The sequence below is a fragment of the Streptantibioticus rubrisoli genome, assembly GCF_024436055.1.
In the GTDB taxonomy this organism is placed as follows: Bacteria; Actinomycetota; Actinomycetes; order Streptomycetales; family Streptomycetaceae; genus Streptantibioticus_A; species Streptantibioticus_A rubrisoli.
The window spans coordinates 39469-52931 of record NZ_JANFNH010000018.1 but is presented as its reverse complement, the minus strand read 5'-3'; the positions used below and the strand labels follow the sequence as shown (position 1 = coordinate 52931).

The 13463-nt window shown below is 71.5% G+C and carries 11 protein-coding genes; 3 read left to right on the top strand and 8 right to left on the bottom strand.

The window, feature by feature from the left end; all coding sequences use genetic code 11:
* Nucleotides 1-221: 221 nt before the first annotated feature.
* The 3 genes from NON19_RS16985 to NON19_RS16975 are packed head-to-tail and all read left to right on the top strand — an operon-like array spanning nt 222 to nt 2145.
* Nucleotides 222-722, top strand: coding sequence for a hypothetical protein (locus NON19_RS16985; protein WP_255928972.1), 501 nt, complete (start codon nt 222-224; stop codon nt 720-722).
* Nucleotides 719-1195: a ferritin-like domain-containing protein gene (locus NON19_RS16980; RefSeq protein ID WP_255928971.1), complete on the top strand. Its 477-nt coding sequence runs from the start codon at nt 719-721 to the stop codon at nt 1193-1195. Before NON19_RS16985 ends, NON19_RS16980 begins: the two co-directional genes overlap by 4 nt.
* 23 nt (nt 1196-1218) lie before the next feature.
* Entirely contained in the window at nt 1219-2145 is a 927-nt protein-coding gene (locus tag NON19_RS16975) for an aminoglycoside phosphotransferase family protein (RefSeq protein WP_255928970.1), read from the top strand.
* 156 nt (nt 2146-2301) lie between these two features.
* On the opposite strand, the gene NON19_RS16970 is transcribed toward NON19_RS16975, so the two are convergent.
* The 8 genes from NON19_RS16970 to NON19_RS16935 form a co-directional block, all read right to left on the bottom strand.
* A complete protein-coding gene (locus NON19_RS16970) occupies nt 2302-3987 on the bottom strand; it encodes a proline--tRNA ligase (protein ID WP_255928968.1) in 1686 nt (561 codons plus the stop codon).
* Nucleotides 3988-4115: 128 nt separating this feature from the next.
* Nucleotides 4116-4652: a GNAT family N-acetyltransferase gene (locus NON19_RS16965; protein WP_255928966.1), complete on the bottom strand. Its 537-nt coding sequence runs from the start codon at nt 4650-4652 to the stop codon at nt 4116-4118.
* Nucleotides 4653-4925: 273 nt separating this feature from the next.
* Nucleotides 4926-5771 carry a GNAT family N-acetyltransferase gene (locus NON19_RS16960; RefSeq protein WP_255928964.1) on the bottom strand — a complete coding sequence of 282 codons (846 nt, stop codon included), beginning with the start codon at nt 5769-5771 and terminating at the stop codon, nt 4926-4928.
* Nucleotides 5772-5833: 62 nt separating this feature from the next.
* Nucleotides 5834-6988, bottom strand: a complete 1155-nt coding sequence (ispG, locus tag NON19_RS16955) for a flavodoxin-dependent (E)-4-hydroxy-3-methylbut-2-enyl-diphosphate synthase (protein WP_255928962.1) — start codon at nt 6986-6988, stop codon at nt 5834-5836.
* Nucleotides 6989-7176: 188 nt separating this feature from the next.
* The gene (locus tag NON19_RS16950; protein WP_255928960.1) at nt 7177-8487 is read right to left on the bottom strand and encodes a M50 family metallopeptidase; all 1311 of its coding nucleotides are present in this window, start codon (nt 8485-8487) and stop codon (nt 7177-7179) included.
* Nucleotides 8484-9749: a 1-deoxy-D-xylulose-5-phosphate reductoisomerase gene (dxr, locus tag NON19_RS16945; protein WP_255928958.1), complete on the bottom strand. Its 1266-nt coding sequence runs from the start codon at nt 9747-9749 to the stop codon at nt 8484-8486. The genes NON19_RS16950 and dxr overlap by 4 nt, the downstream gene beginning before the upstream one ends.
* A gap of 79 nt (nt 9750-9828) precedes the next feature.
* Nucleotides 9829-11766: an acyl-CoA dehydrogenase family protein gene (locus NON19_RS16940; protein WP_255928956.1), complete on the bottom strand. Its 1938-nt coding sequence runs from the start codon at nt 11764-11766 to the stop codon at nt 9829-9831.
* 225 nt (nt 11767-11991) lie between these two features.
* On the bottom strand, nt 11992-13443 hold the full coding sequence (locus NON19_RS16935) for an aldehyde dehydrogenase family protein (protein WP_255928954.1): 1452 nt from the start codon (nt 13441-13443) through the stop codon (nt 11992-11994).
* Nucleotides 13444-13463 lie beyond the last annotated feature (20 nt).

The following is a 13463-nucleotide window of genomic DNA, read 5'->3' as shown; positions in this document are numbered from 1 at the left end:
TCGGCATGAGCCTATCGTTTCCGGCACCCCACTGACGATTCGTGCGCCAGCGAGGCGGCCCGAGGCGAACGGGCGATGTGAAACCGCCGGTGAGCGGACCCGACGGGTGCACGCGGCCGCCGTTCCCGTCACGGGTAGGCTCTGCCCTGCCCTGGACCTTGATCCGTCAGGACCGTCCAGGATCCAGCATCCGCCGCCAGTATTCCGCCAGGAAGAGGAACGTGCCGCTCTCCAAGACGCCGCAGGCCCGCCGCGGCCCGCGCAGACGGGCCGTCCTGACCGGCGGTCTCGCCGTGCCGCTGGCGGCCCTGGCCGGATGCTCCGGCAACGCGCACGGCGCCCCGGCCGACCCGGCCGCCGAGTTGAGCGCCCGAGCCGCGCGGGACAGCGCCGCGCTGCTCGCCCGGTACGACGCCACCGCCACCGCGCACCCGGCGCTCGCTGGCCGACTGGGCCCGCTGCGCGCCCAAGTCGCCCTGCACATCGCGGCGTTCACGCCCGCCAGCGGCTCGCCGAGCCCCGCCCCCAGCGCCTCCGGCGCCCCGGTCCCGGCCGACCAGAACGCGGCGCTGGCCGCACTGGCCGACGCCGAACTGCGCACCGCCGACGCCCGCACCGCCGCGCTGTCCGACGCGCCGCCGGAGCTGGCCCGGCTGCTCGCCTCGGTCGCGGCGGCCGGGGCCTGCCATGCGGCCCTGCTGCGGGGAGGCGGTGCCGGATGACCGCCGCCGCGCACCAACTGGCCGCCGTGCAGGCCGCGCTGGCCGCCGAGTACGCCGCGCTGTACGGCTACGGAGTGGTCGGCGCCCGGGTGGACGACGCGCACCGCGCCGACGCCCGCGCCGCCTATGACGCGCACCGCGCCCACCGCGACGCGCTCACCCGTACCGTGCGCGACCTCGGCGCCGATCCGGTGCCCGCCGACGCCGGGTACGCGCTGCCGTTCCCGGTGACCGACCCGGCCTCCGCGGTCCGGCTGGCCGCCGTCCTGGAGGACCGGGTCGCCGCCGCCTACGCCGACCTGGTGCGGGCCGGGCACGACGACGTACGGCGGGACGCCGCGGCCGCGCTGCGCGAGGCGGCGGTCCGCGCGGTGCGCTGGCGGGGCAGCGGTGTGGCCTTCCCCGGGCTGCCGGAGCGGGCCGCCGATGCGAGCCCGTCCGCGTCCGCCACGCCCTCGTCCGACTCGCTGTGAACCCCCGGAAGGATCCGTCACCCATGGCCTCGGCCCCGCAGGTACCGCTGGAGCCGCCCGAGCGCCTGGTCCGCGTGCTGTCCGCGTGGGAGGGCGAGGCGGGCCGCGCATGGCTGGCCGCACTGCCCGGACTGCTCCAGGAGTACCTGGAACGCTGGGAGTTGACGCCGGAGCGGGTGCAGCAGCCCGGCGGGAACATCAGCATGGTGGTGCTGGTGCGGCAGGCCGACGGCACGCCCGCCACCCTCAAGCTGGGTCTGGTCACCGCCGAGACCGCCCAGGAGCCCGCCGCCCTGGCGCACTGGGACGGCCTGGGCGCGGTACGGCTGCTGCGCGCCGACGCCGAGCGCGGCGTACTGCTGCTGGAGCGGCTGCACGGCGAGATCTCGCTGCGCTCGCTGCCGGACGCCAAGGCGATGCTGGAGGCCACCGGGGTGCTGCGCAGGCTGTGGGTACCGCCCGCCGCCGACCACCCGTTCACCTCGGTCGCCGACCACACCGCCCGCCTGGCCGACAAGCTGCGGCAGCGCGCCGAGCAGCCGTGGGCGGTGGACGCCCGGCCGCTGGTCGACGAGGCGCTGGAGCTACCGGACCGGCTGCTGGCCGAGCCACCGGAGCCGGTGCTGCTGCATGGCGACTTCCACCACGGCAACGTACTCGCCGCCGACCGGCTGCCGTGGCTGGCCATCGACCCCAAGCCACTGGTCGGCGACCCCGGTTACGACCTGGCCTGGCTGGTGCGCGACCGGCTCGACACGCTGGCCGCGGCGCCCGCCGCCCGGTCGGCGGCGCGCCGCCGACTCGGCAAGCTGGCCGAGGCGCTGGAGGTGGACCAGGACCGGCTACGGGACTGGTCGTTCTTCCGCGCGGTCGAGGCCGGAGTGTGGAGCTTGTCGGTCGGTGACCGGGAGGGCGGCGAGCTGCTGCTGGAGTTCGCCAGCTGGCTCTAGCGCTCCGCTGGGAGTGCGGCAGCGCTCCGCTGGGAGTGCGGCGATGTGCTTGTCGATCGTCTGCGGCGCCGTTGTGGCTGGTCGCGCCCACGCGGCGGAGCCGCACATGAACACAGCCCCGCGCCCCTTCGGGGCGCCGCCGGGCAGGCCCGCGCGTCAGCCGGTCAGCCGGGTCAGCGCTTCGGCCACGGGGACCTCTTCGCGCTCGCCGGTGCGGCGGTCCTTCAGTTCCACCACGCCCTCGGCGGCCCGGCGGCCCGCCACCACGATGGTGGGCACCCCGATCAGCTCGGCGTCGGTGAACTTCACCCCCGGCGAGACCCCGGTGCGGTCGTCCACCAGCACCCGGACACCGGCGGCGTGCAGCCGGTCGGCCAGCTCCAGGGCGAGTTCGGTCTGGGCGGCCTTGCCCGCGGCGACGATGTGCACATCGGCCGGTGCCACCTCGCGCGGCCAGCACAGCCCGTGCTCGTCCGAGGTCTGCTCGGCCAGCGCCGCCACCGCCCGCGAGATGCCGATGCCGTAGCTGCCCATGGTGACCCGGACCGGCTTGCCCTCCTTGCCGAGCACGTCCAGGGTGAACGCGTCGGTGTACTTGCGGCCGAGTTGGAAGATGTGCCCGATCTCGATGGCCCGGCCGATCTCCAGGCCCGCGCCGCACTTGGGGCACGGGTCGCCCGGCTCCACCACGACCACGTCCAGGTAGCGGTCGACGGTGAAGTCCCGGCCGCACACCACGTTGCGGGCGTGCCGCCCCGGCTTGTTGGCGCCGGTGATCCACGCGGTGCCCTCGGCGATCCTGGGGTCGGCGAGGTACCGGAAGGCGCGGCCCTGCGGCCCGATGTAGCCGCGCACCAGCTCCGGGCGGCCCTCGAAGTCCTCGGCGGTCACCAACTCCACGGTGGCGGGGGCGAGTTGCTCGGCGAGCTTGCCGAGGTCCACCTCGCGGTCGCCGGGCACCCCGACCGCGGTGACCTCTCCGTCGATCTTGACCAGCAGGTTCTTCAGCGTGGCGGAGGCGGGCACGCCCAGGTGGGCGGCGAGCGTCTCGATGGTGGGGGTGTCGGGGGTGTCCAGCTCCTCCACCGGCGGGTGCTCGACGTGCGGGACGGGCGGTACGACGGCGGTGACCGCCTCGGTGTTGGCCGCGTAGTCGCACTTGGGGCAGTCCACGAAGGTGTCCTCGCCCGCCGCGGCCGGGGCCAGGAACTCCTCGGACGCCGAGCCGCCCATGGCACCGGATACCGCCGAGACGATCCGGTAGTCGAAGCCGAGCCGCTCAAAGATCCGTACGTAGGCCTCGCGGTGCAGCCGGTAGGAGTTGGCGAGCCCCGCGTCATCGGTGTCGAAGGAGTAGGCGTCCTTCATCTGGAACTCCCGGCCGCGCAGCACGCCGGAGCGCGGCCTGGCCTCGTCCCGGTATTTGGTCTGGATCTGGTAGAGGATCACCGGCAGGTCCTTGTAGGAGGTGGCCTGCTCCTTCACCACCTGGGTGAAGATCTCCTCGTGGGTGGGGCCGAGCACGTACTCCGCGCCCTTGCGGTCCTTGAGCTGGAACAGCAGGTCGCCGTACTCGTCGGCGCGGCCGGTGGTCTCGTAGGGCTCGCGCGGCAGCAGCGCCGGGAGCAGCACCTCCTGGCCGCCGATGGCGTCCATCTCCTCGCGCACCACCCGGGAGACGTTGTCCAGCACCCGCTTGCCCAGCGGCAGCCAGGTCCACACGCCCGCCGACGTACGACGCACGTATCCCGCGCGCACCAGCAGCTTGTGGCTGGCGGTCTCGGCGTCGGCCGGGGCGTCGCGCAGTGTCTTGAGCAGCATCCGGGACATGCGCAGGACCATGGTGGCTCTCCGTACGGTGGGGTCTTCGTGCCGCCGACGATACTGCGCCGCCCGGCCGGTGCCGCACCGGATTTTGTCGGCGGGGTTCGGGGGGTGATCCCCCCGAGAAGGCACAGTCCGAAGCCCGGTCAGCGCCTGCGCAGCGGCAGGGTCGCGCCCATCACCGTGTACGGGGTCCGGGCGCTGGGGAAGTGCACCGGGTGCGCCAGGTCGCGGTAGCCCAGACCGCGGTAGAAGCGGCGGGCGGGGCTGTCCAGGTCCAGCGCGGACAGTATGCTGCGCGGCTGCGGTACCGGGTCGGTGATCTCCGTGATCAGTCGGCGGCCGATGCCGACGCCCTGGTAGGCGGGCAGGACGTGGAGTTCCACGATGACGAACGAGTCGTCCAGCCAGCCGTCGTGGCCTCGGCGGCGCAGGTACGGTTCCACGACGGTGGACCACCAGTGGGCGCGGTCGTTGGGCATGCCGTAGACGAAGCCGACCAGGCGGTCGTCGGCGGTGGTGGCGCCGAGCGCCCGCACTCCCGGCAGGGTGAGGTGGCGCAGCACGATCTGGCGGCGGACCGCGATCTCCTCGTCGGTGAGCCCGAATGCCAGTGCCTGCACCGCGAGTGCGTCGTCCACCCTGCTCGCCAGATCAAGCGGCCCCACCGCGACGTCGTCCATGACCGGAGCGTACTAGCGGCACGCCCCCGGCAACCACGGCGCCTGAACCGTGATGGCACGCACCGGCCCACCCCACCCGCGATGGCAGGCACCGGCCAACCCCACCCGTGATGGCACGCACCGCCCAACCTCGTTTCCGCGAGGTGAGCGAGCCAAAGGCCGCGCCGGTGTCGAAAGCGACGAGGAGGAGGGAGCGCAGCGACCGCTCGACGAGGAGTGTCGACACAGGCTCAAAGCGGCCGGAGGCGAGCGAACACAAAAAAGGGGCGCCGCTCAGAACAACACGCTCATGAACGAGCCGACTTCGGTGAAGCCGACGCGGCGGTAGGCGGCGCGGGCGGCGGCGTTGAAGTCGTTGACGTAGAGGCTGGCGACCGGGGCGACCTCGCGCAGCGCGTGGTGCAGCACCGCCGACATGCCGGTCTCCGACAGTCCGCGGCCGCGGTACTCGGGGGCCACCCAGACGCCCTGGATCTGGCAGGCGTGCTGGGTGACCGCGCCGATCTCCGCCTTGAACACCACCCGGCCGTCCTCGATCCGGGCGAACGCCCGCCCGGAGGTGACGAGTTCGGCGACCCGGGCCTGGTAGAGCAGTCCGCCGTCACCGGCCAGCGGGGAGACGCCGACCTCCTCAGTGAACATGGCCACGCAGGCGGGCATGATCAGGTCCATCTCGTCCCGCCTGACCCGCCGCACCAGAGGGTCGCAGGGCACGTCGACGGGCAGCGAGCGGGTCACCATCAGCGGCTGGTGGGCGCGCACCTCGCGCGCCGGTCCCCAGCTGGGCTCCAGCAGCGACCACAGTTCGGCGGTGGGCTCGGCCGGGCCGACGATGGACGAGCAGCGGCGGCCACTGCGCCGGGCCCGTTCGGCGAAGGCGCGCACCGCCTCCGGGCCCGCGCAGATCGGCACCAGGTTGGCACCGGCGTAGCACAGCGACTCAAGGCGTCCGCCGGTGTACCAGCCCCACATCTCGCCGCCGAGCCGCCAGGGGTCCAGACCTGCGATGCGCACCCGGGCGGCGACGAAGGCGTTGGCGACCGGATCCCGGTCGAGGACGGCCAGCGCGGCGTCGAGCTCGGCCGGGTCCAGGACCTTGGTGGTGGTCGTCGTCAACACGTGGGCGCCTCACCAGTACGGGGCTGATCTCCGCACTTTACCGTGCGGCCGCGGCGGTGGTGTCAGGAGACGGTGACGGCTGGTTCCCCGGACGGTACGCCGTCGGCCTCCATCCGCGCGGCGAGCTTCATCGCCTCCTCGATCAGGGTCTCGACGATCTTCGACTCCGGAACCGTCTTGATCACCTCACCCTTCACAAAGATCTGCCCCTTGCCATTGCCCGAGGCCACACCCAGATCCGCCTCACGCGCCTCACCGGGACCGTTGACCACACACCCCATCACCGCGACCCGCAACGGCACCTCCATGCCCTCCAGACCCGCGGTCACCTCATCCGCCAACTTGTACACATCCACCTGCGCCCGACCACACGACGGACACGACACAATCTCCAACCGCCGCTGCCGAAGCCCCAACGACTCCAGAATCTGGATACCGACCTTGACCTCCTCCGCAGGAGGCGCCGACAGCGACACCCGGATCGTGTCCCCGATCCCCTCCGACAACAGCGCACCAAACGCCACCGCCGACTTGATCGTCCCCTGGAACGCCGGACCCGCCTCCGTCACCCCCAGATGCAGCGGATAGTCACACCTGGCCGCCAGCAACCGATAGGCATTGACCATCACCACCGGATCGTTGTGCTTCACCGAGATCTTGATATCCCGGAAACCGTGCTCCTCGAACAACGAGCACTCCCACAACGCCGACTCCACCAACGCCTCCGGCGTCGCCCTGCCGTACCGCTCCAGCAACCGCTTGTCCAACGACCCGGCGTTCACCCCGATCCGGATCGGCACCCCCGCCTCCGACGCCGCCTTCGCGATCTCCTTGACCTTGTCATCGAACTGCCGGATGTTCCCCGGATTCACCCGCACCGCCGCACACCCGGCATCAATCGCCGCGAACACATACTTCGGCTGGAAATGGATGTCCGCGATCACCGGAATCTGCGACTTCTTCGCGATCACCGGCAACGCGTCCGCGTCATCCTGCGACGGACACGCCACCCGCACGATCTGACAACCAGCCGCCGTCAACTCCGCGATCTGCTGCAACGTGGCACCGATGTCCGCGGTCACCGTGGTCGTCATCGACTGCACCGACACCGGCGCATCCCCACCCACCGCCACCGACCCCACCTGGATCTGACGGCTCTTGCGCCGCTGCGCGAGCGTGGACGGAACCGATGGCATACCAAGCGAAATCGCGGCCATGTGCTGTGCATCCCCAGGGTTCGGATGTGCGGGCGTCGTTCGAGGCCCGGTCTGGGCGGGCTTCGGCTTCCGAGATTACGGCACGGCGTAGACGCCGGGCACATCCGCCAGGACCGCGCGCGAACATGGCACCGGCCGGACACTCATCATGCCCGGCCGGTTCGTACCTCGTTAGCGTTTGATCGAAATCAGGTGATCTTGACCGGATTGACAACATCCGCGATCAGGACCAGCACGGTGAATGACAGGAAGAGACCGGCCACCACATAGGCCACCGGCATCATCTTCGCCACGTCGAACGGACCCGGGTCCGGGCGGCGGAACACCTTGGCCAGGTTCCGCTTCAGCGCCTCCCACAGCGCCCCCGCGATGTGGCCGCCGTCCAGCGGCAGCAGCGGAAGCATGTTGAACAGGAACAGCGACAGGTTGAACCCGGCCACCAGCATCAGCATGGTCGCCACCCGCTGCTCCGGCGGGATCTTCAGCGAGAACACATCGCCGCCGACCCGAGCCGCGCCGACCACACCCATGGGCGAGTCTGGCTGGCGCGGCGCGCCCTCGAAGGCGGCCCGCCACAGGGCGGGGACCCGCTCGGGCAGGTCCACCAGCGACCGGGTGGCGGTGGTCACCATGTCGCCCATCCGGCTCACCGAGTCACCGAAGGACTGCTTGACGATGCCCTGGGCCGGGGTGAAGCCGAGGAATCCGGCCGTCACGTACTGGCCGTCGACGTAGCCGCCGTGCCCGTCGGTCTTGGCCACCTGGTTCTTTATCAGGTCGGCGTGGAGTTCCAGGCTCTGCCCGCCGCGCTGCACCATGATCACGGCCGGGCCGGTGGTCCTGCGGATGTCGCCCTGCAGCGCGGCCCAGTCCTTGATCGGCTGGCCGTTGAAGGCGGTGATCCGGTCGCCCGCCTTCAGCCCGGCCTTCTTCGCCGGGGAGGCCGGGTCACCGGACGCACAGGTGGTCTTGCCCTTGCTGGCGGCGGACTGCGTGATCACACAGTCCTGCACCGTACTGACCGTCGTGGTCTGGGAGTTGATGCCGAAACCCATCAGCACGCCGAGGAACAGTGCCACCGCGAGGATGAGGTTCATGAACGGACCGGCGAACATCACGATCACGCGCTTCCACGGCTTGCGCGTGTAGAACAGCCGGGTCTCGTCGCCGGGTTGCAGTTCCTCGAAGGCCGCCGAGCGCGCGTCCTCGATCATCCCTCGCCACGGCGAACTGGACCGGGCCACGATCCTTCCGTCCTCACCGGGCGGAAACATCCCGATCATGCGGATGTAGCCGCCCAGCGGGACCGCCTTGATCCCGTACTCGGTCTCGCCCTTCTTGCGGGAGAAGATCGTCGGGCCGAAGCCCACCATGTACTGCGGCACCCGGATGCCGAACATCTTCGCCGTGGTCAGATGGCCCAGTTCGTGCCAGGCGATGGAGATCAGCAGGCCGACGGCGAACACGACTACGCCGAGGACCGTCATCGCTGTCGTCATACACGGGCCTCCGCTGTCGCCTTCGCCGCCAGTTCACGGGCGCGGGCCCGTGCCCACGCCTCCGCCCCCAGGACGTCCGCCACGGTGAGGGAAGTTCCCGAGGCGGGCGTGCCGTGCTCCTCGACGACCTCGGCGACGGTGTCCACGATCCCGGTGAACGCCAGCCGCCCGGCGAGGAAGGCGTCAACGCACTCCTCGTTGGCCGCGTTGAACACCGCGGGTGCGGTGCCCCCGAGGCTACCCACTCGACGGGCCAGCGCCACCGAAGGGAACGCCTCGTCGTCCAGCGGCGAGAACTCCCAGTTCATCGCCTTGGACCAGTCGAACGCGGGCGCGGCGTCCGCAACCCGGTGCGGCCAGCCCAGCCCCAGCGCGATGGGCATCCGCATGTCCGGGGGGCTCGCCTGGGCCAGGGTTGAGCCGTCGGTGAACTCCACCATCGAGTGGATGTACGACTGCGGATGGACCACGACCTCGATCCGGTCGAACGGGATGTCGTACAGCAGATGCGCCTCGATGACCTCCAGGCCCTTGTTCACCAGGGTCGCCGAGTTGATGGTGATGACCGGCCCCATGTCCCAGGTGGGGTGCGCCAGCGCGTCGTCCGGGGTGACACCGGCCAGCTCCGCCCTGGTCCGGCCGCGGAACGGGCCGCCGGAGGCGGTGACGACCAGCTTGCGCACCTCGCGCCGGGTGCCGCCCATCAGCGCCTGGAACAGCGCCGAGTGCTCGGAGTCCACCGGCACGATCTGCCCGGGCTTCGCCAGCGCCTTCACCAGCGGCCCGCCGACGATCAGCGACTCCTTGTTGGCCAGCACCAGCACCCGGCCCGCCTCCAGGGCGGCCAGCGTCGGCGCCAGACCGATGGACCCGGTGATGCCGTTGAGCACCGAGTGGCACTCCATCCGCGCCGCCTCGCAGGCCGCGTCAGGCCCGGCGAGGATCTCCGGCTGGGCCTCCCCCGCCGGGTAGACCGCGGACAGCGCCTCGCGCAGCGCGGGCACCGCCGCCTCGTCGGCCACCGCCACCGCGCGGACCCGCAGGGTGTGCGCCTGCTCGGCGAGCAGCCGGACCCGGCCGCCCGCGGCGGACAGGGCGACCACCCGGAAGCGGTCCGGGTTGCGCAGCACCACGTCGATCGCCTGGGTGCCGACCGATCCGGTCGACCCGAGGATGACGACATCGCGCGGGGCGCCGGGGCCGCCGGTGTCCGGTTGGTAGATCAGGTGCGGATCGGCGAGGGGTGCGGGACTCTCGGTCATGCCCCCCATTGTGGCCGCATCCCCTGACGGTTCCGACAGGGGATGCGGCGGGGCGGCGCGCTGGTCGGGGGTGTGCCGCTCAGCGGATCGGCCGGTGCACGTTGTCCTTGGTGGACGGGCCGGGGGTGGCGTCCGCGATCCACGGGCCGTCGTCCGACGGGTCCACGATGCCGTCCTCCAGCCAGGTGTAGGCGCCGCTCATGATGCCCTTGACCAGTCGGCGGTCGATGGTGTCGGTGTTGGTCCACAGCCGGTTGAAGTGCTCCTCGATCCGGATCCGGGCCTGGCGGCAGAAGACGTCGGCGAGTTGGTACGCCTCCGTGCCGTGCTCGCCGTGCGCCCTGAGCATCTCGGCCCGTACGCATGCCGCGCTCATGGCGAACAGCTCCGCGCCGATGTCGACCACCCGTCCCAGGAAGCCCTGTTTGGTCTCCATCCGGCCCTGCCAGCGGGACATCCCGTAGAAGGTGGACCGGGCCAACCGGCGAGCCGAGCGCTCGACGTAGCGCAGATGCGCCGCCAGGTCGGTGTGGCCGGATGGATGGAACTGCCCGTAGGACGCCGGGAGTTGGCCGGGCCCGGCGACCAGCCTGGGCAGCCAGCGGGCGTAGAAGCCGCCCGCCTTCGCCCCGGCTTTCGCCTTCTGCGACAGGGACTTGTCCGGATCGATCAGATCGCCCGCCACCGACAGATGGGCGTCCACCGCCTCGCGGGCGATGAGCAGGTGCATGATCTCCGTCGAGCCCTCGAAGATCCGGTTGATCCGCAGGTCGCGCAGCACCTGCTCGGCGGGCACCGCCCGCTCCCCCCGGGCGGCGAGCGACTCGGCGGTCTCGAAGCCGCGGCCACCGCGGATCTGCACCAGCTCGTCGGCCATCCGCCAGGCCATCTCGCTGCCGTAGAGCTTGGCCAGCGCGGCCTCGATGCGGATGTCGTTGCGGTCCTCGTCGGCCATCTGGCTGGACAGGTCGAGCACCGCCTCCAGGGCGAAGCTGGTCGCCGCGATGAACGCCATCTTCGAGCCGACCGCCTCGTGCTCGGCGATCGACTTGCCCCACTGCACCCGGGCCTGGGACCACTCACGGGCGATCTTCAGGCACCACTTGCCCGCGCCCGCGCAGGCGGCGGGCAGCGACAGCCGTCCGGTGTTGAGCGTGGTCAGCGCGATCTTCAGACCCGCGCCCTCGGGGCCGATGCGGTTGGCGGCGGGCACCCGCACCTGGTGGAAGCGGGTGACGCCGTTCTCGATGCCGCGCAGGCCCATGAACGCGTTGCGGTTCTCCACGGTGATACCGGGGCTGTCCGCCTCGACCACGAAGGCCGTGATGCCGCCGTTGTGCCCCTCCGACTTCGGCACCCGGGCCATCACCACCAGCAGGTCGGCGACCACCCCGTTGGTGGTCCACAGCTTGACGCCGTCCAGCACGTAGTCGTCACCGTCCGGCACCGCGCTGGTCGCCAGTCGGGCCGGGTCGGAGCCGACGTCCGGTTCGGTCAGCAGGAACGCGGAGATGTCGGTACGGGCGCAGCGCGGCAGGAAGGCGTCCTTCTGCTCCTTGGTGCCGAACAGCTTCAGCGGCTGCGGTACGCCGATGGACTGGTGCGCGGACAGCAGCGCCCCTATCGCCGGGCTGGCGGTGCCGGTGAGCGCGAGCGCCTTGTTGTAGTACACCTGGCTGAGGCCGAGGCCGCCATAGGCCACGTCGATCTTCATGCCGAGGGCGCCGAGCTGCTTGAGTCCGTCGATGACCTCGTCGGGGATCCGCGCCTCGCGCTCGATGCGGGCGCCGTCGACCTTCGTCTCCAGGAAGTCCTTGAGCTTGGCCAGGAACTCCTCCCCTCGCTCGACGTCCTCCGCGCTGCCGGTGGGATGCGGGTGGATGAGGTCGAGTCGGAACCGGCCGAGGAACAGCTCCTTGGCGAAGCTCGGCTTGCGCCAGTCCTGCTCCCGGGCGGCCTCGGCGACCTGCCGGGCTTCGCGCTCGGAGACTTGGCGTGGGGCGGATGGTGCGGTCATGAGGGCTCACCTCGCCGCAAATCGATGAGTGCGGTCACGGTCGGTTACCGACCGGTTGCTACTGATGCGTATCTACCCACTTAATGGGAACAGCACCAGCCCCCGCGCACAACCCGGGCGACGGTTCCCGGACGAACCCGAGAAGGGGGCACTCAACGAGGGGCGCGCTGAAAAAGGGCGGAGGGCGCCCCCGCACAGGGCGCCCTCCGCCGTGGGGGAGTTGGTCTACAGGTCCAGTCCGGTCAGGACCAGAACGCGCTCGTAGGTGTAGTCGGCCATCGCGTAGGCGACGCCCTCCCGGCCGGTACCGGACGCCTTGACCCCGCCGTACGGCATCTGGTCGGCCCGGTACGAGGGCGCGTCGCCGATGATCACGCCGCCGACCTCCAACTCGCGGTGGGCCCGGAACGCGGTCCGCACGTCGTGCGTGAACACCCCTGCCTGCAGGCCGAACTTGGAGTCGTTCACCGCGGCGAACGCCTCGTCGGTGCCGTCCACCTTGTGCAGGCTGAGCACCGGGCCGAACACCTCGGCGGTGGCCAGGATGGCGTCCGCGGGCAGGTCCGCGAGCACGGTCGGGGCGTACGAGGCGCCCTCCCGCACCCCGCCGGTGACCAGCTTGGCGCCCTTGGCGATGGCGTCCGCCACCCAGGACTCCACCCGCCGGGCGGCGTCCTCGCTGACCAGCGGCCCGACATCGGTGGCGTCGTCCGACGGGTCGCCGGTGACCTGGGCCTCGACCTTGGCGACGACCTTCTCCACCAGCCGGTCGTAGACGGCGGCGTCGGCGATCACCCGCTGCACCGAGATGCACGACTGGCCCGCCTGGTAGTTGGCGAACGTGGCGATCCGGGTGGCCGCCCACTCCAGGTCGGCGTCCGAGGAGTAGTCGGCCAGCACCACGGCCGCCGCGTTGCCGCCGAGTTCCAGGGTGACGTGCTTGTGCGGCACCGACTGCTGGATCTGGAAGCCGACCGTGTCCGAACCGGTGAACGAGATCACCGGCAGCCGCTCGTCCTGGACCAGCGCTGGCATCCGGTCGTTGGCCACCGGCAGCACGCTCCACGAACCGGCCGGAAGCTCGGTCTCCGCGAGCAGTTCGCCCAGCAGCAGCGCGGACAGCGGGGTGGCCGGGGCGGGTTTGACGATGATCGGCGCGCCGACCGCGATGGCCGGGGCGACCTTGTGCGCCACCAGGTTCAGCGGGAAGTTGAACGGCGCGATGCCCAGCACCGTGCCGCGTGGGAAGCGCCGGGTCAGCGCCAGCCGTCCGACGCCACCGGCGTCGGTGTCCAGCCGCTGCGCCTCACCGCTGTTGAAGCGGCGGGCCTCCTCGGCGGCCCAGCGGAAGACCGAGACCGCGCGGCCGACCTCGCCGCGCGCCCACTTGATCGGCTTGCCGTTCTCGGCGGTGATCAGCCGGGCGATCTCCTCGGCCCGCTCGGCGAGCCGCTTGGCGACATGGTCCAGCGCCGCGCTGCGGACATGGGCGGGGGTGGCCGCGAAGTCGGCGGCCACCGACTCGGCGGCCGCGATCGCCGCTTCCACCTGGGCGTCGGTGGGGACGCTCACCGTGCCGACGACGGCGCCGTCCCAGGGGTGGGTGACATCGAAGGTGTCCTCGCCGGTGGCCTGGCGCCCGGCGATCCAGAACGGGGTGGCAGTGGGGGTGGTCATGCGAACACGGTAGGGCCGGG